Origin of the sequence: Bacillus sp. FDAARGOS_235 (assembly GCF_002073415.2) — a bacterium.
GTDB lineage: Bacteria > Bacillota > Bacilli > Bacillales > Bacillaceae_G > Bacillus_A > Bacillus_A toyonensis.
The window spans coordinates 3,337,211-3,360,807 of the sequence record NZ_CP020437.2; the positions used below are offsets into that span (position 1 = coordinate 3,337,211).

General features: G+C 35.8%; 23 protein-coding genes and 1 other annotated feature (1 of these 24 cut by a window edge). Of the genes, 13 read left to right on the forward strand and 10 right to left on the reverse strand.

Going from position 1 to position 23,597, the window contains the following annotated elements; all coding sequences use genetic code 11:
• Positions 1-133: a binding site (T-box leader), on the forward strand (it extends 84 nt beyond the left edge of the window).
• 52 nt (positions 134-185) lie between these two features.
• Positions 186-1,445: a tyrosine--tRNA ligase gene (gene tyrS / locus A6J74_RS19040; RefSeq protein WP_001021116.1), complete on the forward strand. Its 1,260-nt coding sequence runs from the start codon at positions 186-188 to the stop codon at positions 1,443-1,445.
• Between the two features lie 196 nt (positions 1,446-1,641).
• Here tyrS and A6J74_RS19045 read toward each other — a convergent pair whose 3' ends face one another.
• The 3 genes from A6J74_RS19045 to A6J74_RS19055 all read right to left on the reverse strand — a co-directional run bounded on the left by A6J74_RS19045 (position 1,642) and on the right by A6J74_RS19055 (position 4,085).
• Positions 1,642-2,820, reverse strand: coding sequence for an NAD(P)/FAD-dependent oxidoreductase (locus tag A6J74_RS19045; RefSeq protein ID WP_000043190.1), 1,179 nt, complete (start codon positions 2,818-2,820; stop codon positions 1,642-1,644).
• Between the two features lie 44 nt (positions 2,821-2,864).
• Complete coding sequence (locus A6J74_RS19050; RefSeq protein ID WP_001115309.1) at positions 2,865-3,305, reverse strand: DUF1641 domain-containing protein; 441 nt, start codon at positions 3,303-3,305, stop codon at positions 2,865-2,867.
• 435 nt (positions 3,306-3,740) lie between these two features.
• A complete protein-coding gene (locus tag A6J74_RS19055; protein WP_000760481.1) occupies positions 3,741-4,085 on the reverse strand; it encodes a winged helix-turn-helix transcriptional regulator in 345 nt (114 codons plus the stop codon).
• 373 nt (positions 4,086-4,458) lie between these two features.
• On the opposite strand from A6J74_RS19055, the gene A6J74_RS19060 reads away from it, so the two are divergent.
• The 4 genes from A6J74_RS19060 to A6J74_RS19080 all read left to right on the forward strand — a co-directional run bounded on the left by A6J74_RS19060 (position 4,459) and on the right by A6J74_RS19080 (position 7,860).
• On the forward strand, positions 4,459-5,622 hold the full coding sequence (locus tag A6J74_RS19060) for an MFS transporter (protein WP_002049375.1): 1,164 nt from the start codon (positions 4,459-4,461) through the stop codon (positions 5,620-5,622).
• 165 nt (positions 5,623-5,787) lie between these two features.
• Entirely contained in the window at positions 5,788-6,627 is an 840-nt protein-coding gene (locus A6J74_RS19070; RefSeq protein ID WP_000793554.1) for an aldo/keto reductase, read from the forward strand.
• A gap of 124 nt (positions 6,628-6,751) precedes the next feature.
• Positions 6,752-7,675, forward strand: a complete 924-nt coding sequence (locus tag A6J74_RS19075) for a thioester domain-containing protein (RefSeq protein WP_001022548.1) — start codon at positions 6,752-6,754, stop codon at positions 7,673-7,675.
• Between the two features lie 53 nt (positions 7,676-7,728).
• Positions 7,729-7,860 carry a hypothetical protein gene (locus A6J74_RS19080; protein WP_002093070.1) on the forward strand — a complete coding sequence of 44 codons (132 nt, stop codon included), beginning with the start codon at positions 7,729-7,731 and terminating at the stop codon, positions 7,858-7,860.
• Positions 7,861-7,907: 47 nt separating this feature from the next.
• Here A6J74_RS19080 and A6J74_RS19085 read toward each other — a convergent pair whose 3' ends face one another.
• Positions 7,908-8,546, reverse strand: a complete 639-nt coding sequence (locus A6J74_RS19085) for an NAD(P)-dependent oxidoreductase (RefSeq protein WP_000689917.1) — start codon at positions 8,544-8,546, stop codon at positions 7,908-7,910.
• Positions 8,547-8,853: 307 nt separating this feature from the next.
• Here A6J74_RS19085 and A6J74_RS19090 point away from each other — a divergent pair, with 307 nt between their 5' ends.
• From A6J74_RS19090 to A6J74_RS19105, 4 genes are all read left to right on the forward strand, one after another.
• Positions 8,854-10,284 (forward strand): alanine/glycine:cation symporter family protein, encoded by a 1,431-nt coding sequence (locus A6J74_RS19090; protein WP_001022880.1) that lies wholly within the window; start codon positions 8,854-8,856, stop codon positions 10,282-10,284.
• A gap of 333 nt (positions 10,285-10,617) precedes the next feature.
• A complete protein-coding gene (locus A6J74_RS19095; protein WP_000346394.1) occupies positions 10,618-12,060 on the forward strand; it encodes an alanine/glycine:cation symporter family protein in 1,443 nt (480 codons plus the stop codon).
• A gap of 354 nt (positions 12,061-12,414) precedes the next feature.
• The gene (locus A6J74_RS19100; RefSeq protein ID WP_000673857.1) at positions 12,415-13,596 is read left to right on the forward strand and encodes a NupC/NupG family nucleoside CNT transporter; all 1,182 of its coding nucleotides are present in this window, start codon (positions 12,415-12,417) and stop codon (positions 13,594-13,596) included.
• Positions 13,597-14,095: 499 nt separating this feature from the next.
• Positions 14,096-15,277: a NupC/NupG family nucleoside CNT transporter gene (locus tag A6J74_RS19105; protein WP_000706852.1), complete on the forward strand. Its 1,182-nt coding sequence runs from the start codon at positions 14,096-14,098 to the stop codon at positions 15,275-15,277.
• Positions 15,278-15,321: 44 nt separating this feature from the next.
• Here the strand turns inward: A6J74_RS19105 and A6J74_RS19110 are convergent, their stop codons facing one another.
• The 3 genes from A6J74_RS19110 to A6J74_RS19120 all read right to left on the reverse strand — a co-directional run bounded on the left by A6J74_RS19110 (position 15,322) and on the right by A6J74_RS19120 (position 17,675).
• A complete protein-coding gene (locus tag A6J74_RS19110; RefSeq protein ID WP_001076342.1) occupies positions 15,322-16,491 on the reverse strand; it encodes a DUF418 domain-containing protein in 1,170 nt (389 codons plus the stop codon).
• Between the two features lie 300 nt (positions 16,492-16,791).
• A complete protein-coding gene (locus tag A6J74_RS19115; RefSeq protein ID WP_000949401.1) occupies positions 16,792-17,298 on the reverse strand; it encodes a ferritin in 507 nt (168 codons plus the stop codon).
• A gap of 53 nt (positions 17,299-17,351) precedes the next feature.
• Positions 17,352-17,675 (reverse strand): MazG nucleotide pyrophosphohydrolase domain-containing protein, encoded by a 324-nt coding sequence (locus A6J74_RS19120; protein ID WP_000355745.1) that lies wholly within the window; start codon positions 17,673-17,675, stop codon positions 17,352-17,354.
• 73 nt (positions 17,676-17,748) lie between these two features.
• On the opposite strand from A6J74_RS19120, the gene A6J74_RS19125 reads away from it, so the two are divergent.
• Together A6J74_RS19125 and A6J74_RS19130 are read left to right on the forward strand one after the other, a co-directional pair.
• Positions 17,749-18,327 (forward strand): LOG family protein, encoded by a 579-nt coding sequence (locus A6J74_RS19125; protein ID WP_001225748.1) that lies wholly within the window; start codon positions 17,749-17,751, stop codon positions 18,325-18,327.
• 119 nt (positions 18,328-18,446) lie between these two features.
• Complete coding sequence (locus tag A6J74_RS19130; protein ID WP_000390904.1) at positions 18,447-18,728, forward strand: hypothetical protein; 282 nt, start codon at positions 18,447-18,449, stop codon at positions 18,726-18,728.
• A gap of 16 nt (positions 18,729-18,744) precedes the next feature.
• Here A6J74_RS19130 and A6J74_RS19135 read toward each other — a convergent pair whose 3' ends face one another.
• From A6J74_RS19135 to A6J74_RS19150, 3 genes are all read right to left on the reverse strand, one after another.
• Positions 18,745-18,942, reverse strand: a complete 198-nt coding sequence (locus A6J74_RS19135) for a hypothetical protein (RefSeq protein WP_000656329.1) — start codon at positions 18,940-18,942, stop codon at positions 18,745-18,747.
• Positions 18,943-19,374: 432 nt separating this feature from the next.
• A complete protein-coding gene (locus A6J74_RS19145; protein ID WP_001041895.1) occupies positions 19,375-19,815 on the reverse strand; it encodes a Dps family protein in 441 nt (146 codons plus the stop codon).
• A gap of 169 nt (positions 19,816-19,984) precedes the next feature.
• Positions 19,985-21,418 carry an alanine/glycine:cation symporter family protein gene (locus A6J74_RS19150; protein WP_000227598.1) on the reverse strand — a complete coding sequence of 478 codons (1,434 nt, stop codon included), beginning with the start codon at positions 21,416-21,418 and terminating at the stop codon, positions 19,985-19,987.
• 409 nt (positions 21,419-21,827) lie between these two features.
• Here A6J74_RS19150 and A6J74_RS19160 point away from each other — a divergent pair, with 409 nt between their 5' ends.
• Positions 21,828-22,325 carry a cation:proton antiporter regulatory subunit gene (locus A6J74_RS19160; protein ID WP_001026079.1) on the forward strand — a complete coding sequence of 166 codons (498 nt, stop codon included), beginning with the start codon at positions 21,828-21,830 and terminating at the stop codon, positions 22,323-22,325.
• Complete coding sequence (locus tag A6J74_RS19165) at positions 22,326-23,525, forward strand: cation:proton antiporter (protein WP_000380223.1); 1,200 nt, start codon at positions 22,326-22,328, stop codon at positions 23,523-23,525. It begins immediately after the preceding gene.
• Positions 23,526-23,597: the final 72 nt, after the last annotated feature.

The following is a 23,597-nucleotide window of genomic DNA, read 5'->3' on the forward strand; positions in this document are numbered from 1 at the left end:
TTGTGAATTACACTCTGGAGTATCTTAGGTAACGCTAAGCGGAGTAGCAATCGATATTATTGCTAAGAGTGGTATGAATAGCTATGCTATTTATGCAAACTGGGTGGTAACACGGTGAATAATCGTCCCTATGTCATAGACATAGGGGCTTTTTTGTTTTAAAAAAATAAAGGGGATGACAAAAGATGAATATTATTGATGAATTAGAATGGCGCGGTGCTGTGAATCAACAGACGGATGAAGAAGGTTTACGTAAGTTAGTAGAAGAGAAAAAGATTTCACTATACTGCGGAGTAGATCCAACTGGTGATAGTATGCATATCGGACATTTGATTCCGTTTATGATGATGAAGAGATTCCAATTAGCTGGTCATCATCCGGTTATTTTAATTGGCGGGGCAACAGGAACAATTGGTGATCCAAGTGGACGTCAATCAGAGCGTCAACTGCAAACTTTAGAAGTAGTGCAGCATAATGTAGATGCGTTAACAGCGCAAATGAAAAAGCTATTTGATTTCGGTGGAAATAGCGAAGTGAAGATGGTAAATAACTACGACTGGACACATGAAATAAACATTATTGAGTTTTTACGTGATTACGGGAAAAACTTTAGCATCAATAGCATGTTAGCGAAGGATATTGTAGCAAGTCGTTTAGATACAGGCATTTCTTTTACAGAATTCACGTACCAAATCTTGCAAGCGATGGATTTCCATCATTTATACACGAAAGAAGATGTTCAACTGCAAATTGGTGGTAGTGACCAATGGGGAAATATTACGAGCGGGTTAGATTTAATTCGTAAGTTAGAAGGACATGAGGCGAAAGTATTTGGACTAACAATTCCGTTATTATTAAAATCAGACGGTACGAAATTTGGAAAATCAGCAAGTGGTGCGGTTTGGCTTGATGCTGAAAAAACAACGCCATTTGAATTTTACCAGTTCTGGGTGAATACAGATGATCGTGATGTAATTAAATACTTGAAATACTTTACATTCTTAGCGAAAGAGCGAATTGATGAATTGGCAACGAAGGTAGAAGCCGAGCCTCATAAACGTGAAGCGCAAAAAGTGTTAGGCGAAGAAATGACGAAATTCGTTCATGGAGAAGAGGCATTATTGCAAGCTGTGAAAATTACCTCGGCATTATTTAGCGGAGATATTAAATCGTTAACAGCTGATGAAATTGAACAAGGCTTTAAAGAGATGCCGACATTCCAGTCTTCCAAAGAGACGAAAAATATTGTAGAGTGGCTAGTTGATTTAGGGATTGAACCATCTAGACGTCAAGCTCGTGAAGACATTAATAACGGTGCGATTTCTATGAATGGTGAGAAAGTAACGGATGTAGGTACGGATGTTACTGTAGAAAATACATTTGATGGAAGATTTATTATTATTCGTAAAGGGAAGAAGAACTACAGCTTAGTGAAATTGGGATAATAATTTTTGTGGAAGAGTGGAAGTAAGAAAGATGCTTTCACTCTTTTCATATACACAATTCCGACACAAAAAAGTCAGTATATTTAGATAATTAAAAAGGGTTATAGTATCTCTTTGCCGAATATAAGTAAGTAGAGAATATTACGGATAAAAATAGCCCGAACCATGCCGGGCATGATTCGGGCTTATATTCAGATTAGTAAGCTAAGCTGAATAGACCTTTAATGTGTGATAAGTAACGAACGTTACTTGCTTCTTTCATTAATGATGCTGGTAAGCCTTTAAGTGGAGTATTGCTTGCTCCAATTGTAGCAACAGCATCTTTACGTCCTAGACTAGCAAGTGTTCCAGAGTTTACAGGTGCGAACTCTTCGAATGCTTTGCCTTCTAGTGCTGCGTATAAGTTGTATCCAATTAACTCACCCATTTGCCAAGCGATTTGTGCAGTTGGTGGGTATGGACGTCCGTCTGGAGCGAAGACAACAGCGCTGTCTCCAGCAACGAATACGTCTTTATGAGAAGTAGATTGTAGGTATGCATCAACTGTTGCACGACCACGGTTTACTTCAAGACCTGATTCACCGATTAATGGGTTACCTTGTACGCCGCCTGTCCAAACGAATGTGTTAGCAACAAGTTTTTGACCGTCTTTTAAGTCGATTTCATTGCCAGCAACGTTTGTTACAGGAAGACCAGTTAAGAATGTAACACCGCGTGCTTCTAGGCTAGTAGTTGCACGTTCGATTAAGTGGTCTGGTAATACTGGAAGGATTTTTGGACCTGCTTCAACAAGAAGAAGTTTAACTTCTTTTGGATTTACGCCGTGGCTTTTTGCAAGTTTAGGCATAATGTCAGCAAGCTCACCAACTAGCTCAACGCCAGTTAATCCGCCACCACCGATTACGATTGTAGCATCCGCTTCGTTTTTCGTTTTCGCGTATTCACGAATACGGTCTTCAACGTGTTTGTAGATTTTGTTTGCATCAGCAGCAGATTTTAATACCATGCTGTTTTCTTCTAGTCCTGGAATACCGAAGTAAGCAGTTTTACTTCCTAAAGCAACTACAAGTGCATCGTAAGATAATGTAGTGCCACCAGCTAGTTTGATTTCTTTGCTATCAACTGAGAATGACTCAACTGTTGCGATTTTAAGATCGATATCTTTACCTTTGAAAAGCTTTGTAAGTGGCATTGCAATTGCTTGCTCAGCAACGTTACCAGCTGCAAGGCGATGTAGTTCAGTGATGATTTGGTGTGTTGGGTATTGGTTAATCACTGTAACTTGTGCTTCTGATTTGCTGTAAAATTTACGTACGTTTAAAGCGGCAAGAAGACCGCCATAACCAGCGCCTAAGATGACAATTTGTTTTGACATAGTATGATATCCCCCGTCTTTACTAATTGTTGTTATAAGTTAAATTATTTATTGTTACGTTCTGCACTAATTTGAAGATATGCGTTCACAAAGCGGAACATTTTTTGTGCTTGTGGGTCTTTTAGTAATTTTAATAGACCGAATAGGCCGATAACTTCGTTGCTTTCGTCAGCACGATCTTTCGCTTCGATTGCAGTTGCAGCCATGCTTTTCACTGTATCTTTTACAGGCTCTACAAGCTCTGTGATTGCACCAACAGTGTCGCTTTTTAATACTTCATCAGTAGCAACAGTTTGAGCGAAGTCATAAGACTTAGTTAAAATGTTAACAAGCTCAGTTAATTTTGGAAGCTGTTCTACTAGTGTTGTTAATGATTCTTGTACCTCAGGTTTTAACAACTGATCAAGTACATCAAGTTGTCCTTGGCTAGCAGAAATTTGTACAGTTTCTTGTTCTGGCTTTGTTTGAGTCATAGTTTCTGGCATCTCCAATTCTCCTTTACGATAGCAATACTCTTATTTTTTATAAGTAAGATAGTAACCGTTTACGAAACTTTATACAAAGTTTCACAAAACACAATAAAATGCCTTTAAATTTATGACAGCAACTAAGCTGCAAACATAAATCTAAAACCATAACGTCTTACTTATTATTTATGAACTGTCCGATATATGGCTTGTCCGCATAATGGAAAAGCTCCGTTACCGGAAAGTGTATATAATATATATCCTATATTATATACTATATACACCTATGTTAACATAAAAATGATTCCTAATTATTTGATATTGAGTGTATAACGTAGTGCTGACAAGGTATGAAAGCGTATAAAATATTTTGTTTCAGTTAGAAATGTACATATATATATAGAAAAAAAGGAAAAAACGAACAAATTCATGTTCGTTTTTTCCTTTTTCCTATTATTCACCTTCCGCAATTAGCATCGATGTGTTACCTTCTTTTTCAAGATGGCATTCGCCCCAAGAACAAAGAGAATCAAGAATCGATTCTAAAGACCAACCGTAATCAGTAAGAGAATATTCTACTTTTGGTGGGACTTGATTGTATACTTTTCTTTGAATAACGCCGTCGTCTTCTAATTCACGTAATTGCTGCGTTAACATTTTTTGTGTAATACCAGGCATTGAGCGTTTTAGTTCACTCGTTCTCTTTGTACCTTTCGTTAAGTGACAAAGAATAACAACTTTCCATTTGCCGCCGATAACTTCTAAAGTCGCCTCTACAGGAATATTGTATTTCTTCATATGAAACCCTCCTTTTGTGAGCGAAGTAAGTTAAATAATATAAATGTTACTTTTTAGTACCTATAGCACTTTAAAGTACGTACTTTTTATTATGTTAAATATGTTTCATAATAGCACATGTAAGAGGCAAATGAGTAGTACGGTACTGAAAAGTGACTATGTTACTTTTTGGTGCCTATCGTACTTTAAAGTGCGTTCTTCAAAAAAAGGATGAAACCATTCATAATAGCATTTGTAAGTATGAAATATATGTTTTAGAAGATAGAAGGGCCCTTTTATCATACTATTATGATTGGATTTCTTGTAATAAGGAGGAATTCAATTGAGTTCATATACAGTACCATCTTCGGAAGTTCAGACGAATCGAAGAAGTATGTTTGCTTTATTAGCACTAGCAATTAGTGCGTTTGGGATTGGTACGACCGAGTTTATTAGTGTCGGTTTACTACCATCTATTTCAAAAGATTTAAATGTCTCGGTTACAACAGCTGGTTTAACGGTTTCCTTATATGCGTTAGGAGCGGCAGTAGGAGCTCCTGTTTTAACAGCGTTAACGGCTAGTATGTCGCGAAAGACATTATTAATGTGGATTATGGTTGTTTTCATTATTGGTAATGGCATTGCGGCGGTAGCAACAAGCTTCACTGTATTAATTATCGCAAGGATTGTAGCTGCATTTGCACACGGTGTGTTTATGTCGATAGGATCTACAATTGCGGCTGCAATCGTACCAGAGAATAAACGTGCTAGCGCAATTGCGATTATGTTTACTGGATTAACAGTCGCGACTATTACTGGTGTGCCAATTGGAACATTTATCGGTCAAGAGTTTGGCTGGAGAGTGTCATTTATGGCGATCGTTGTAATTGGAATTATTGCTTTCATCGCAAATAGTATACTCGTCCCATCTAATTTAAAAAATGGTGTACCTGTATCGTTTCGTGATCAATTTAAACTAATTAAAAATGGAAGACTGTTACTTGTTTTCATTATTACTGCACTTGGATACGGCGGTACATTCGTAACATTTACGTATTTATCACCGTTATTACAAGAAGTAACAGGATTTGAAGCAAGTACCGTTACCATCATTTTATTAGTGTATGGAATCGCCATTGCGATAGGGAATATGGTCGGCGGAAAATTATCGAATCATAATCCAATTCGAGCGCTATTCTACATGTTCCTTATTCAAGCGATTATATTATTTGTTTTAACATTTACAGCGCCGTTTAAAGTAGCTGGATTAATCACAATTATTTTCATGGGACTATTTGCGTTTATGAATGTTCCGGGGCTACAAGTATATGTAGTTATATTGGCAGAGCGCTTTGTTCCAAGTGCGGTTGATGTTGCTTCAGCAATTAATATTGCCGCATTTAACGGAGGAATCGCTTTAGGTTCTTATATAGGTGGCCTTGTAACGAATTCGTTAGGGTTAATCCATACTGCTTGGGTAGGCGGCCTTATGGTAGTAGGTGCTGTTATTTTAACAGCATGGAGTATGACATTAGAAAAAAGAGATCAAGTAAAATAAAGTGAAACTTTAATCAGTGGGGGTGTTCTTCCACCAATGATTATTAGTTGAACCAATCGGGCGTTTACGGGCAGTTTATCTCCCACCTAACGTCTTTGCTTCAGCCGAATTTTGAAGTGGGAATTTTACTGCCCGTTAATGCGGGATAAAAGGAGAGAAAATAAAATGAAAAACTTACAAAGTAAAACAGTATTAAATAATGGTGTAGAAATGCCTTGGTTCGGTTTAGGTGTATTTAAAGTAGAAGAAGGACCAGAACTTGTAGAAGCAATTAAATCAGCGATTAAAGCAGGATACCGTAGCATCGATACAGCTGCAATTTACGGAAATGAAAAAGCTGTAGGTGAAGGAATCCGTGCAGGTATTGAAGCGACTGGTATTTCAAGAGAAGAATTATTTATCACTTCAAAAGTATGGAACGCAGATCAAGGATATGACGAAACAATTGCTGCATATGAAGAGAGCTTAAAAAAATTAGAACTAGATTATTTAGATTTATACCTTGTTCACTGGCCTGTAGAAGGAAAATATAAAGATACATGGAAAGCGCTAGAAACACTTTATAAAGAAGAGCGTGTACGTGCAATTGGCGTAAGTAACTTCCAAATTCATCACTTACAAGATGTAATGAAAGATGCAGAAATTAAGCCAATGATTAACCAAGTAGAATATCACCCTCGTTTAACACAAAAAGAATTACAAGCTTTCTGTAAAGAACAAGGTATTCAAATGGAAGCATGGTCACCACTTATGCAAGGTCAATTATTAGATAACGAAACATTACAAGAAATTGCTGATAAACACGGTAAAACAACAGCGCAAGTTATCTTACGTTGGGACTTACAAAATGGAGTTATTACAATTCCAAAATCAACGAAAGAACACCGTATTATTGCAAATGCTGATGTATTTAACTTTGAATTAACAAAAGAAGATATGGAAAAAATCGATGCATTAAACCAAAATCACCGCGTTGGTCCAGATCCTGATAACTTCGATTTCTAAGATTAAAGTAGAGAAAAAGAGTGCAAATTATTTGCACTCTTTTTGTTGTGTTTATGTATAAAAAAAAATTCTAACTAAATACTACTTATTAGTAAATTTGTTATTTCATAAGGGGTTGTAAAACATGAATATAAAGCAATCGTTCAAACTTTTAGCTGTTTTTTTAAGTGTTTTATTTGTATTATTCCCACTTCAAAAAGCATTTGCAGAAGTTATGGACCATACAAAGTATGAAATGGATTGGAGTTATAGTAAGTCAAAGAAAAGACCAATCCGAACAGAGCTTATTAAAACGGCAGATGGAAAAATTGCATTTTGCTTAAATGTAGATTTGAAATCTCCAAGTGGTCAAGATTTACCGGAAATGGGAAAAGTGGATATTAACGTGTACCGTGTACTATTAAATGGATATCCACAAAAGAGTCCGCAAGAATTAGGCGTTTCCGATTGGAGAGAAGCACATTACGCAACACAGCTTGCAGTATGGAATGCATTAAAACAAATCGATATTAACGATTTAGATTTCCGTAATAAAAACGTAGAGAAAGTAACGAAAGACATAGTTGCAAAGGCAAATGCGAGTGAAGAGTTACAAGAAATTACGATGAGTGTAACTCCTACAGAAGAACAAGAAGCAGTATTGAAAAATGATTTCTTTGAAACAGGTTTATATACAGTAGAAACGAATGCAAAAAGCGGAACGTATAAAGTGCAAGCAACAGGTGCACCAGCTGGTGTGAAATTTGTAAATGAAAAAGGCGAAGCAAAAAATGAATTTAATGTAGGAGAAAAGTTCCGCATTTTAATTCCAAAACAAACACCAGCAGGTGGATTTAGCTTTAAAGTATCAGGAAATTTAACGAAATTACAAGGGATTGCGCATAAAGGAACACCGACGATTCAAAATGCGGTTGTATTATTAGAACGTAGTGAAGAGAAAACAAGTCCGGAATTAGCGGTGAGTTGGAAAAAGTCTGAAGGACCACAGAAACCGAATAAACCGTATACTCCAAACGAACCACATAAACCAAATCAAATTAAAAGATAGTATAAAAAGCATTGGCATTTGCCGATGCTTTTTATATACATGGATTAGAAGGAATGGAAAATACGAAAGCATTGACAGAACAATTTAATGGTATGTTATTTGAGTATGGTATACATGACGTATTCTTTAAAATTACGAAACAAGGTTTCGAAAGAACAGAAGGTATACAAGAGGTAAAAGCTTAAAAAATAAAAAAGCTCGTAAAACATAATGTTTTACGAGCTTTTTCGTATTATTCAGCTTCAGAAACTACTGTGAAGCGTTCGTTCACATGTTTTGGATTTTCGATTTCATCAAGTGCTGCTACTGCGAAGTCTTCGTAACTTACATAGCTATCGCCTTTTGAGTTAACAAGAAGATTGTCTTTACCAGCTGTGTAAGAGCCAGTGCGTTTTCCTAATGCGAATAGTGCAGAAGGGCTGATGAATGTCCAAGTGATGTCATTTGTTTGTTGTAAGATTTCTAAGTTTTTACCTTGGTTTTGAGCTGTTGCAAGGTATTCGCCCGGGAAACCTGGTGTATCAAATACACGTGTTGTTTTCTCTTCGTCTACAAATAAGCTTCCAGCTCCACCAACTACAAGTAATTTTGTATGTGGTGCACCTTTCACAGCTTCAATCAGTACATTTCCTGCATCTACGTGAAGATGCTCTTGTCCTGCTGGAGCACCGAAAGCATTTACAACTACATCGAATACTTGTAGATCGTTAGATGTAAGAGCGAATACATCTTTCTCTAAAACTTTTACATTTTTTTCTGTAATTTTCGCAGCATTTCTTACAATTGCAGTAACTTCATGTCCACGATCTAATGCTTCTTTTAAAATACGGCTTCCAGCTTTACCAGTTGCTCCGATGATTCCGATTTTCATAATAAATCCCTCCAAAGTGTTTTGTTAAAGTGTATATCTGAAATGAATGAATGAATGTAATGTAATTAGGTTAGTTACAACCTGATGTAACTATTATAGTTACAGTTATATATTTTTGTCAATGGTGTTGTTTATGAAATTATTTTTTGTTTTAGTATGCACAGCTACTGAAAGTGGAGTCATAAAAGAAGGATGTATTTACGTAGAGAAACCTAATATTTGGAAGTTATAAGATGTCGAAAAATGTTGATTTTTGAATATTTTTTGAATATAATTCGATTTATGGAGAAAAGGAGGGGTTAATTGTATGAATATTTTAGATCAATTCGTTTCATCAACGAATACGATTCTTTGGTCATATGTTCTTATTGCAATGCTAATTGGTTTAGGGCTTTATTTTTCTATTAAATTAAAATTCGTACAAATTACTCATTTAGGAGAAATGGTTCGATTAATGAGTGATGGACTAACTGGTAAGACACGTAAAAAGGGTAGCGTATCTTCTTTCCAAGCGTTCTGTATGAGTTCAGCAGCTCGTATCGGTATCGGAAACTTAGCTGGTGTAGCGCTAGCTATTTCTATGGGAGGACCAGGAGCTGTATTTTGGATGTGGGTTATTGCAATTATCGGGGCGTCTTCAAGTTTCGTGGAAAGTACACTTGCGCAAATTTATAAAATAAAAGATGGCAGTGGCTTCCGTGGTGGTCCTGCTTATTATATGGAAAAAGGTTTAAATAAACGTTGGATGGGAATTTGGTTCTCTATTCTAATCACAATTAGTTACGGTTTAATTTTCAACTCAGTACAAGCGAATACAGTTACGTTAGCATTTGAAAATGCATTCGGTTTAGAGCGTTATATTGTTGGGATTGTATTAGCGGCATTAGTTGCAGTTATTATTTTTGGTGGTGTGAAAAGTATTGCGCGTATGTCAGAAATGATTGTTCCGCCAATGGCACTTATTTATATTGCAGTAGCTATTTTCGTTGTTATTAAAAACTTCTATTTAATACCAGATGTATTTACAGAAATCTTTAAAGGTGCATTCGGTTTAGATTCAGCTGTAGGTGGCGGTATCGGTGCTGCAATGAAATTTGGTATTCAGCGCGGGTTATTTGCGAATGAAGCAGGTATGGGTAGTGCGCCGAACGCGGCAGCAACAGCTGATGTAACGCATCCAGCGAAACAAGGTTTTATTCAAACAATCGGGGTTTTAGTAGATACATTTTTAGTATGTACATCAACAGCGTTTATCGTATTATGTTCTGGTGCATATAAAGCAACAAATTTAGAAGGTATTGAATTAACACAAAACGCATTAAGTTCACAAATCGGCCCATGGGCAAGTAGCTTCTTAGCGATTATTATTTTCTTATTTGCATTTAGTTCACTTCTAGGAAACTACTATTATGGTGAAACGAATATTGAATTCATTAAACAAAGTAAAGCTTGGTTAACAATTTACCGTATTGCGGTAGTTGCAATGGTATTATTCGGTTCTGTTGCGACGCTTAAAGTCGTATGGAATATGGCGGATTTATTTATGGGTCTAATGGTAATTACAAACTTAATTGCGATTACACTTCTTGGACGATTTGCGTATGCTGCGTTGGCAGACTATGTAAAGCAAAAGAAACAAGGAAAAGATCCAGTCTTCAGTGCAGATTCTATTCCTGGTTTAACGAATACAGAGTGTTGGGATAAGCCAGCGGTAACGGATAAAGAAAAAGCAGTATAAGAAAAGGCGAGCATCGAGAGGAATTTGATGCTCGCCTTTTTTGTTGTAGTAAATGATGAGAAGGGTGAAAGGTAATTATTAATATAATTTTTGTTTGTTCATTTCTCTCGTTATTTGTAGGCAACGTACTGTCTTAAAAGTATGATTGGTCGAATAGGATGAGTGATTGAGTAGTGGATAAATGCACGTATTGGTTATAGTTTTAAGTGAAAAACATATGTATGTTAAGAAATCTAACTTAATCATGTCATAAAACCTAACATAAAGTTCTTGATTACTAAAAGTTTTTAGAATATAATTTTCTTATTGTTAGGAAGAGGGGGCAATTCGATTATGGATTTTTTAGCTAAAGTAATTGGGGATGTAAATAATGTCCTTTGGTCATATATCATTATCGCGATGTTAATTGGATTAGGACTCTATTTTTCATTTCGTGTGAAATTCGTCCAAATTCGCTACTTTGGAGAAATGATTCGCCTACTTGGGGACGGGGCGAGTTCAAAGACAAGAAAAGCGCAAAAAGAAAAAAGCGGTGTATCATCATTCCAAGCATTTTGTATGAGTACAGCTTCTCGTGTAGGTACTGGTAACTTAGCTGGTGTAGCTATTGCAATCTCAGCAGGTGGTCCAGGTGCTGTATTTTGGATGTGGTTAATTGCGGTAATTGGGGGTGCTTCTGCGTTTGTAGAGAGCACATTAGCGCAAATTTATAAAGTAAAAGATGGGAACGCATTCCGTGGGGGCCCAGCGTATTATATGGAAAAGGGTTTAAAGAAACGCTGGTTAGGTGTTGTTTTCTCTGTTCTAATAACAGTGAGTTTCGGATTGATTTTTAATGCAGTACAGTCAAATACAGTAGCGGCAGCTTTTGATGGCGCATTTAAAATGGATAGTAGACTTGTAGGTCTGTTTATGGCTGGTTTACTTGCAATCATTATTTTCGGTGGGGTTAAGCGAATTGCGCGTGCGGTTGAAATGATTGTTCCGGTAATGGCAATTATATATGTAGCAGTTGCATTATTCGTTGTTGTAACAAACATTACGGCAATTCCGTATGTATTTAAAGAAATCTTCTTACATGCATTCGGAATTAAAGAAGTAGTTGGTGGGGGATTAGGAGCTGCGATTTTACTAGGAGTAAAACGTGGATTATTCTCAAATGAAGCTGGTATGGGTAGTGCACCGAACGCAGCAGCGACTGCGAACGTAACGCACCCAGTTAAACAAGGTTTCATTCAAACTTTAGGGGTATTTACAGATACATTATTAATTTGTAGTTGTACAGCGTTCATCATTTTATTATCTGATGTACCTGGTGCAGCTGATTTAAATGGAATTCAATTGACGCAACAAGCGTTAAGCCAACATATCGGACCGTGGGCATCTGTATTTGTAGCGGTTGCAATCTTCTTATTTGCATTCAGCTCATTAGTAGGTAACTACTACTATGGTGAAACAAATATTGAGTTCTTAAATGGAAGTAAAGTGTTATTAACGGCATACCGCATTGCTGTACTTGGTATGGTTATGTTAGGATCTGTAGCAACAATTCAAATCGTTTGGGACTTAGCAGATTTATTTATGGGGATTATGGCTGTTATTAACTTAGTGGCAATTGTATTCCTTTCTAAGTACGCTTTCGCAGCGTTATCAGATTACGTAAAGCAAAAGAAACAAGGAAAAGATCCAGTCTTTTATGCGGAGTCTATTCCAGGGTTGAACAATACAGAGTGTTGGGATAAGCCGGAAGTAGCAGATAAAGAAAAAGCTGTATAATAAAGTGAAACTTTAATCAGTGGGAGTTTTACTGCCCGGCAAATAGCGGGATAAAAGATAGAACGAGCATCAGTGAAATTTGATGCTCGTTTTTTGTGTAGTTATAAAACAGGAGAAAGGGGCAAAAGACGAACATTAATGAGGTTTTTATAATAAAATGTAATTTTTTTTAGAAAAGTGCGGATATGAGTTGGGATTTATGATAGAATGGAAAATGCCTTTGAGACAAGAGGTTTTATGATTTTTCATATCCAGTTAAGTGTTTTGGTGGAGAAATGGAAAGTTCGGATTATTTCTTGTTTTGAATGGTCAGACGTTCAACGTTAATGAAGAGTTAAATGGAGGATTTTATTAATGAAGTTTGTTATGTTTCTTGTAGGATTACTCGTTGTATTCGTACTCGGTTTTCTTATAAGTGCCGATCGAAAGAAGATTAAGTATAAACCAATCGCACTCATGCTTGTAATTCAGTTAGCATTATCGTATTTCTTATTAAATACGCAAGTGGGTTATATTTTAGTAAAAGGAATTTCAGATGGATTTGGCGCACTTCTTGGGTATGCGGAAGCTGGAATCGTTTTCGTATTTGGTGGCCTTGTTAATAAAGGAGAAGTTTCATTCTTCTTAACTGCATTATTACCAATCGTATTCTTCGCAGTATTAATCGGAATTTTACAACACTTTAAGATTTTACCGATATTTATTCGTGCTATTGGTACTTTGTTAAGTAAAGTAAATGGTTTAGGGAAATTAGAATCATATAATGCAGTAGCAGCTGCAATTGTTGGACAAGCGGAAGTATTTATTACAGTAAAAGATCAATTAAGTAAAATCCCAAAACATCGTTTATATACATTATGTGCATCTTCAATGTCGACAGTATCAATGTCAATCGTTGGTTCTTATATGAAAATGATCGAGCCAAAATATGTAGTAACAGCACTTGTATTAAATTTATTTAGTGGTTTCATTATTATTCATATTATTAACCCGTACGATATTACGGAAGAAGAAGATACACTGAAGTTAGAAAATAAGAAAAAGCAATCATTCTTTGAAATGTTAAGCGAATATATTATGCTTGGTTTCACGATTGCAATTACGGTAGCAGCAATGTTACTTGGTTTCGTAGCATTAATTACAGCAATCAATAGCTTGTTTGATTCAGTGTTCGGTATTACATTCCAAGCTATTTTAGGATATATTTTCTCACCATTAGCATTCGTAATGGGTATCCCGCAAGCAGAGATGGTAACAGCGGGACAAATTATGGCAACAAAATTAGTATCAAACGAGTTTGTTGCGATGCTTGATCTTGGCAAAGTAGCTGGTGATTTATCAGCTCGTACAGTAGGTATTCTTTCTGTATTCCTTGTATCATTTGCGAACTTCTCATCAATTGGAATTATCGCAGGTGCAACGAAAGGTATCGATGAAAACCAATCAAATGTTGTATCATCATTCGGTTTACGTCTTGTGTATGGTGCGACATTAGTAAGTATATTATCAGCGATTATCGTTGGTGTTATGCTATAAAGTGAAACTTTAATCAGCGGGGGGCTTCATCCCCCAGTGATTATTAGTTGAACCAATCGGGCATTTACGGGCAGTTGATCCCTCACCTAACTTCTTTGCTTTCGCTGCATTTTGAGGTGGGATCTTACTGCCAGTTAATGCGGGATAAAAAAGGATGGTTCTAGCTCATAGCTAGGGCCGTTTTTTATGGTTAAATTACATAAAAAAACCAATTAATTAGGAATATATTAACATATGAAAATCTTTTAAAATTTATATTGCATTTCTTCTAGATAACGCTTACAATTTGATTTGTAGGTGGTATCAATTTCAGACTTTTAATACGGTAGGAGAGAAGAGGCTACCTTTTATAAATTGCAATTTATGTAAACGCTTACTGATTTTAGATAACAGTTGAATAGTATTTAGGGGTTTTAAATTTTTTTAACATCAATGGTCAGACGTCATTCGTTATACGTTATACGACCAATAACTCGTGGGAGAAGTGGAGGATTCACATATGAAAATAGTAATGTTTCTAGTTGGTTTACTTGTAGTGTTTGTACTAGGTTTCCTTATAAGTTCAGATCGTAAGAAAATTAAATATAAGCCAATTGCACTTATGCTTGTCATTCAATTGGTACTTGCGTATTTCTTATTAAATACAAAGGTCGGATTTGTATTAGTAAAAGGGATTGCAGATGGATTTGGCGCTATTTTAAAATTTGCGGAAGCTGGGGTTAATTTCGTATTTGGTGGTTTAGCGAACGATGGACAAGCACCATTCTTCTTAACAGTATTATTACCGATTATTTTCTTAGCGGTATTAATTGGGATCTTGCAACATATTAAAGTTTTACCGATTATCATTCGTGCAGTCGGTTTCGTACTAAGTAAAATTAACGGTTTAGGAAAACTAGAATCATATAATGCAGTAGCAGCTGCAATTGTTGGTCAAGGTGAAGTATTTATTACAGTAAAAGATCAATTAAGCAAATTACCGAAAAATCGTTTATACACACTTTGTGCATCTTCAATGTCAACAGTATCAATGTCAATCGTCGGTTCTTATATGAAAATGATTGATCCAAAATATGTAGTAACAGCACTTGTATTAAACTTATTTAGTGGATTCATTATCGTTCATATTATCAATCCATATGAAGTGAAAGAAGAAGACGATATTTTAGAATTACAAGAAGATAAGAAACAAACATTCTTTGAAATGTTAGGCGAATATATTATGCTTGGTTTCTCTATCGCTGTAACAGTAGCGGCGATGTTAATCGGTTTCGTAGCATTAATTACAGCAATTAACGGTGTATTCGATTCAATTTTCGGAATCACATTCCAAAGCATTTTAGGATATATCTTCTCACCATTAGCATTCGTAATGGGTATTCCAACATCAGAGATGCTAGCAGCGGGACAAATTATGGCAACAAAATTAGTAACGAACGAATTCGTTGCAATGCTTGACCTTGGAAAAGTAGCTGGTGATTTATCAACTCGTACAGTAGGTATTTTATCTATCTTCCTTGTATCATTTGCGAACTTCTCATCTATCGGAATTATCGCAGGTGCAACAAAGAGTATCGATGGCAAACAAGCAAATGTTGTATCATCATTCGGACTAAAACTTGTATACGGTGCAACGTTAGTAAGTATATTATCAGCGATTATTGTTGGGGTTATGCTTTAATAAATTAAGAAAAGCAATGAGCGTAGGCTCATTGCTTTTTTTGTTTAACTTGCTTTATCCAAGTCTTTTTTAAATCGTGGTCTCTCTAAATAAGTTCCCATTCTCCACGCATATTCTATAGGGCCCATTCGGTATTTCTGTAGCCAATAGGTGCTAACGAATAATTGAATTGTATAAATTCCAATGGTCAAAAGAATACCGAAGAAATATCCGATTTTACCGAATAAGCCAAAGCCGTATGCGTAAAAAATTGTTGTTGTGATAATGGATTGAGCTAAGTAATTACTAACCGACATTTTCCCCATATTCGCCATATATGTTAGTAAGCGCGATGCTTTTTTGTAATGGAATAATAAAATAATGGTGCTTCCGTAAAAGAATGTCATGGTTACTGATGTAAGGCCATCGTGTAACATAATTAAAATTGGATGCTTTACGAACACGGCTAAGATTTTAATTGTAAAAGAGAAAATACCAGTGATAAGCCAAATCTTTTTGATAGAAGGTATGTGTTTATCAATCTCAAATAGCCAGCCCTTTTTTCCTACATACATTCCGAGTAAGAAAAGTGGGGACATAAAAATTATTGCGAAAATTGATATGAAAACTAGTCCGAAGAAACCGTTAATCCCAATATAATCGAAAGGACTTTCAGTTAACCTAAAGTTGACATGATCCATATAGCTTCCAGTTTCATGAACTTTATGCTCTTTTTCAATATAAGGAGCAAAATCATTAATATTTGTATTTGGATCAGTTTGATAAGACATAAGTGTAATGAGTGCGAGTAGAATAGTTGCCCAAATCAATAATGTTTTTGGTTTTCTATTTATAAACATCATTAAGAAAATCCCGATAAGTCCGTATGCAAATAAAATATCTCCGGACCAAATAAAGGTACCGTGAATGAAACCTAGTAGTAAAAGAATGCTAATACGTCTTATATATGTGGGGAAAAACTTTTTTCCTTTTGCGATAATACTTTTTTGTAACAAAATAATGCTAAGCCCAAATAAAAAAGAGAATAGGGAAATGAAATTTTGTGTGCCGAAAAATTGAATAAACCAATTAGCACTTTCATCGAGTTTTCCGAAAATATAAGTGGGTTTTTCATTAGCGAATAACCCGAATTGAATTAATGTTATATTAACAAGTAAAATGCCAAATAAAGCGAAACCACGAATTGCATCAACAGCTTCTACACGTTGATTCATTTTTTCTCTCCTCACATATTGTTTTATCCCGCATTAACGAGCAGTAAGACTCCCACCTCAAAATTTGGCGGGGGCAAAGAGGTTAGGTGGGAGATCAACTGCCTGTAAAGACCCGATTAGTTCAACTAATAATCCGTGGTGGATGAACGAACCCCCCACGGATCAAAGTTTCACTTTATATTGAAAATAATACCATTTATTAACTAGTTCTATGTCAAATGCTAGGAAATTTAAGGTGATTTTAAGATAGAAAGCAAATAAAAAAATCACCTTAATACATGCATTAAGGTGATTAAAATACTACTCAGTTGGAGGCGTAAATGTACGTTTCTCTAATTCAGCATCTAGCATAAATAGTGCGTTTGAATCGCTTGTAATACGTTTTAATTTTTGAATGATGCTATCGAATGAAGCTTCTTCTTCTACTTGCTCATCAACGAACCATTTTAAGAATGTAATTGTTGCATGCTCACGCTCATCCCAAGCAATATCAGATAAGTGATAAATACGTTTCGTTACTTCACGCTCGTGCTCAAGTGCGACTTCAAAAGCGTTCAATACAGATTCATATTCGTTATTTGGATTATCGAATCCAGTAATAATAGCGCGCTCACCGCGGTCGTTAATATAGTTGTAAAGCTTCATTGCGTGGAAACGCTCTTCTTCAGCTTGTACAAGGAAAAAGTTAGCGAATCCATCATAGCTCTCAGCTGTACAGTAAGCAGCCATTGCCATATAAGCGTGGGCAGAGTAAAATTCAAAGTTCATTTGTTCATTTAATGCGTCGTGCAATTTTTTAGATAACATAAAATCCCCCTTATTATTGTGACAAGAATATTATACCATAATTGATAATATTCTCATTTGAGTGCTTCGAACCTTTTCGAAAGCTTTGTGACGTGTGCGTCCATAATGTCTTGTAAATCCAAATCATATTTTTGCGAAAGAATAATAAGGTTAGATAGTACATCACCAAGTTCTTCTTTTAGTTCTTGTTTTAGCTCTTCTTCTGTTTTCGCATCTTCATCGGGACGATCGCGGCCGATTTCAATAGCGCGAACAACTCGTGAAACTTCTCCAACTTCTTCAGTTAAGAAATTTAAGCGAATAAAGGCATTATACTGTGACCAGCTTCGTTTTTCGTAAAATTCCTCAACCCATCTTTGAAATGCAACGATATCCATTTCTTCCTCATCTCCTCAATATGTTGTACAATGTCAATTGTATCATAACAATATATAGTTTCGGGGTGTAGGAATGAGAAAGATTTGTGTGTTTGCAGGTTCCAATTTAGGGGAGAGACCAGAGTTTAAAGAGCAGGCAATCCAGTTAGGAAAAATGTTTGTTGAGAACGACTATGAGCTCGTATACGGTGGTTCATGCGTTGGATTAATGGGAGAAGTAGCAAACGAAGTTCTTCGTTTAGGCGGACGTGTAACAGGTGTTATGCCGCGTGGTCTATTTCGAGGAGAAATCGTACATACAGGATTAACAGAATTAATTGAGGTAGAAACGATGCATGAGCGCAAGGCGAAAATGGCAGAGCTTGCGGATGCTTTCATTGCATTACCAGGCGGATATGGAACGTTTGAAGAGCTCTTTGAAGTAGTATGTTGGTCACAAATTGGTATACATAATAAGCCGGTTGGTTTATTGAACATAAAAGACTTTTACGGACCAATTTTGCAAATGGTTGAACGGGCAGCAGAAGAAGGCTTTATGAATCCATCGAATAAAGAGTTAATTGTTTCCGCTGAGACGGCAGATAAACTAATTCATGAAATCCAAAATTACGAGCGTCCTGTCTTGGGGACGAAGTGGAAGCAATTATCATAGTACGTTTTTATAGCGATTTATAGAAACACATGTCTTTTTTATCGTAAAAAGACATGTGTTTTTAATTTAGTTAAATATATTAATGTTAGAATATATAGTTTTTCGGAAAGGAGGAATAGATGGAGGAGTTTGTGTATTTACGTCCTGTTTTTAAAAGTATTTTAGCAGCGTCTATTCTTGTTATGCTAATTGTTTTAAGACAGAAGAAAGAGCTGATTAATGAGTTTTCGCTTTGGTTTATTTCGATATTGTGTGTTGGTGTTTCAGCGATAACATTGTTTATGTCTGGATTTATCATTGATGAATATAGTCTAGGTGGAGATGGACAATCGTTTTCTATGTTTATTGCGATTGGTTGTATCAGTGGTTTGAATTTTGTTATTTATTATAGACGGAAATAAAAGAAGGCATTCCATATTACTTTGGAATGCCTTTATCATTTTGATTACTTTGTTTTTTATACAGGTACCAGCCACCCCAGCCGCCACCAATTGCTACGACAACGAGGAAAGCATAGTCTTTCACCTCGACACGTATATTGAAAATATTAGCTATAAGTAAGACGATTCCAACTGTTATTAACGCAAAAAATGCTCTAATTAAGTAGTCTTTCAACTGAACCACTCCCGCCATTTAAGTAGTAAATGATGAATTTGGAAAAGCTTTTTGGATCTATTTTACTAAAAGGTGTTTCCTATATTTTAACATAGATGAGATTGTAATATATTGATAAAAGTAGGGCGAGGGGTGTGTTAATATTGTCGTGATTTGTCGATAAATTGATATCCTTTGTCGAATCGTTGATATATTGCTTGTAATGATCGATATAATGAAAAAATCGTTGATATAATTTCGTGTACCGTTAAATGCAACCATTACATAAAAAAAGCGACTCTGAACGAGTCGCTTCCGCTTTTACATAATATCCAGCTCCGGTAGCTAGAATGTTCGGTGGCTTCGCTTTTTCCTGCGAGGTAAAGAGCGCCTCTACGTCAAAAGCTCCATCCCCCTCACATTCTGAGCAAGCTACCTCCGCTTTAAAATCTATTATTGATTCAAGAACGCACGTAGCATCCAAGCGTGTTTTTCTAGTTCTGTGTAGATGCCTAGTAGTAGGTCAGATGTCATTTCATCGTCAGAGTCTTGAGCGATTTCCATGCCTTTTTTCAGTTCGACTAGCATCATTTCGTAGTCTTTCATGATTGCCTCGACCATCCCTTCTGCAGTTTCTCCGTAAGCTGCTTCTTGAATAGAAGATAGTTCTAAGTATTCTTTCATTGTTGCTACTGGTTTGCCGCCAATTGCTAAAATGCGTTCTGCAATTTCATCGATGTGAGTAGCTGATTCTGTGTAAAGTTCTTCGAATTTCTCGTGTAATGTGAAGAATTGAGGTCCTTTTACGTACCAATGGAAGTTGTGTAATTTTGTAAATAAAACGCTCCAGTCTGCTACTTGTTTGTTTAATACTTCGATTACTTGTTTGTTCATTATGATCAATCTCCTTTTGAGTTGTTATGTTATATCAATTACTAATTTATAATTATTATAATCTAGTAATTTGTATAAATCAACCCTTTTGCTGGAATTAATTTGAACAAATTATGAACTGTTGTAAATAAAAGGCCCTATTACGGTGAAGTAATAGGGCCTTTGTTTGTTAAACAGCCTTTTGTTTTTCTTCTACATCCTGCCCATCCCAACACTCTGTATTCTTTAAGCCAGGGATAGAACTTGCAAGGAAGACAGGATCTTTACCTTGTTTCTTTTGCTTAATGTAGTCTACTAATGCTGCATAGGCAAATTTGCTAAGGAATGAGATGGCAATTAAGTTTGTGAATACCATTAGTCCCATGAATAAATCAGCTAAACTCCAAACAGTTTGAAGGGCAGCGATTGATCCGAAGAACACCATTCCGACAACTGCAACGCGATAAATCATTAACCATGTTTTGCTTTCTTTAATGAATGCGATATTTGTTTCACCATAATAGTAGTTTCCTAGTAAGGAGCTGAAAGCGAAGAGGAAAATAATAATCGCTAAGAAAGTGCTTGCCCACGGTCCAATTTGTGAACTTAATGCTTGCTGTGTTAATTCAATACCTTCTAAATTTGATCCTTTGTAAAGTCCAGAACATAATACGATAAACGCTGTTGATGTACATACTAAGAATGTATCTACGAAAACACCTAATGCTTGAACAAGTCCTTGTTTTACAGGATGAGATACATCAGATGTTGCTGCTGCATTAGGAGAGCTCCCCATACCTGCTTCTGTCGCGAATAAACCGCGTTGGATTCCGAACTTGATAGCTGCTCCAATACCACCAGCGATGGCTTGGTCTAAACCGAATGCACCGTTAAAGATTTCCATGAAAATGCTTGGTAACATATTGAAGTTGTTAATCACGACAAAAATAGCCACACCAATATAAACAATTGCCATTGGGGGAACAATCATTTCTGTAATGCGTGAAATGCTCTTAATACCGCCGAAAATAATAACTGCAACTAGTAAAGCTAGTATAGCTCCTACGATCGTTCGCTCTAATCCGAAAGCATTTTCAAACGCTATTGTTACTGTATTTGCTTGTACTGAATTGAAAATTAATCCGTACGCAACTGTAATAAGAAGTGAAAACCAGACACCCATCCAGCGTTTGTTTAACCCTTTTTCCATGTAATATGCTGGGCCACCACGGAACCTGCGTCCATCTTTTACTTTATAAATTTGCGCGAGCGTACATTCTACAAAACTAGTAGCTGCTCCGAGAATCGCGATAAACCACATCCAAAATATTGCACCAGGTCCTCCCATTGAAATTGCTAATGCTACACCAGCTAAGTTCCCGATACCAATGCGAGCGGCTGCACTTAAGCAAAATGCTTGGAATGGAGAGATGCTATCTTTCTTTTTTTCTTTTCGATTAAATCCTTTACTAATTAAACTGACCATCTCACTGAAATGAGTAATTTGGACAAATTTTAATTTGAAAGAGAAATAAAGACCGAAGCCGATTAGCATTGCAATAAGAATATATGACCATAAAATATTATTCGTTACCTCAAGGAATCTGCTAAAGATATCAACCATATAATACACTTCCTTTTTTCTGTAATAAGAAAATTATATGCAAAAAATATACTAGAATCAATTTTTCTAAAAAATGATGTTACTTAAATGCGTTTTATGTTATGATTATGTTACATCGTAATATTTTTAGAATTATTTACATTTTAAAAAACTAAATGTAAAGCGAGAAAGTGGGGATAATTTGAAAGAAGAAACTTTATTGAAAGTAAGCCTTGAGAGTTTAAAAATGAGAAGCAATGTATTTTTTATCGTTACATCTTCAAGTATTTTTCTAGGGGCCACTTATTATTACAATAAAAGATTTCCAAATCATAAGTATCCGGAGTGGTTAGAATTTCTAAAATTGGTTGGATGAACAAAAGACTGAAAAACAGAAAATTCAAATAAAATTGTTGAGGAGGAGCTAAATATGAATATTAGAGAAAGTGAACTTCCAGGTATTGGGTATAAATTTCAAATCGTTACGAAAGGTAACGAAAAAATGGTGATTGTGATTCATGATGACGGACGTAGAGAAATGTATCATTTTGATTCAGATCATGAAGAAAGTATTTCTAGTATTTCATTACGTGACTCAGAAGCAAGACAAGTTGCAGCAATATTAGGTGGAATGGTATATAAGCCTAGGGCATTAGAAAATGTTGAGATGGTCTTTGAAGGTTTAGCGATTGAGTGGTTTAAAGTGGAGAATGCAGCTCCAGCAATCGGAAAAACAATTGGTGATCTTGAAATAAGAAAAACGTATAGCGTAACGATAATTGCAGTTATGAAAAAGAATATGAAAAAGCTATTTAATCCAGGACCAGAAACAGTAATTGAAGAAGGCGATATGCTAGTAGTTTCAGGTGAGAGAGAAGAAATTAAAAAAATTATTAATGAGTTACTTTCGAATAGGGGGACTGACTAGATGGATACTTTAATTTTTGAAGTTGGTACAGCTTTAGTTCTAGTGGCAATTGCAGCAGTAATCGCTGGAAAGTTTAAGTTCTCAGTAATTCCTTTTCTAATTGTTCTTGGCATGTTAGTAGGGCCGCACGCGCCGACAATAGGTGTAATCGATCTCAAATTTATTGAAAGTGCAAGTGTAATATCCTTCCTTGGAAGAATTGGCGTTCTGTTCCTTCTCTTCTATCTAGGGCTAGAATTTTCGATGAAGAAACTAATTAAATCCGGACGTTCTATTGCGATTGGTGGAACAATCTATATTCTAATTAACTTTTCACTTGGATTATTATACGGGTTTATCATGGGATTCCCATTACTAGAAATTTTAATTATTGCGGGTATTATTACGATTTCTTCTAGTGCCATCGTTGCGAAAGTATTAGTGGATTTAAGAAGAACTGGTAATAATGAAACCGAACTAATTTTAGGAATTATTATGTTTGAAGATATATTCCTTGCTGTATATTTATCAGTCGTTTCTGGTTTAGTACTTGGGGATCATGCTTCCTTCTTAGGTGCTCTTACTTCAATTGGAATTGCTTTAGGATATATGCTTCTATTCTTTATTGTGGCTAGAAAAGCAACGCCGTTATTAAATAAATTGCTCAATATTAGTTCAGATGAAATCTTTATTATTGTAGTATTTGCTTCGTTATTCTTCATCGCTGGTTTTTCAGAAACAATTCACGTTGCAGAAGCAATCGGAGCACTTCTTTTAGGATTAGTTTTCTCTGAGACAGAGCATAGTGATCGAATTGAACATCTTGTTGTTCCATTTAGAGACTTTTTCGGAGCAATTTTCTTCTTCAGCTTCGGGTTAAGTATCGATCCGTTCTCGTTAGGCGGAGCAATATGGTTAACGCTAGGTGCGGTACTTCTTACGATAATCGGTAACTTTGTAGCAGGGATGATTGCAGGAAGACAAGCTGGATTATCTCATAAAGCTTCTACAAATATTGGATTAACAATCGTTTCAAGGGGAGAATTCTCCATCATTATGGCTAATATCGGTATCGCTGGTGGTTTAATGTCAGTGTTAAAACCATTCTCAGCACTATACGTGCTTATACTATCCATCTTAGGTCCACTTCTGACAAAAGAGTCAAAGAATGTATATAAATTTTTAAATAAAATCTTTAAGTGGGATACGAAGACTAACTAAATTTTAAAAAGTAAAAGTACAAGATACTTACTGCTTGTACTTTTATTTTTGGTAACGAAAACAGTAAAGAGA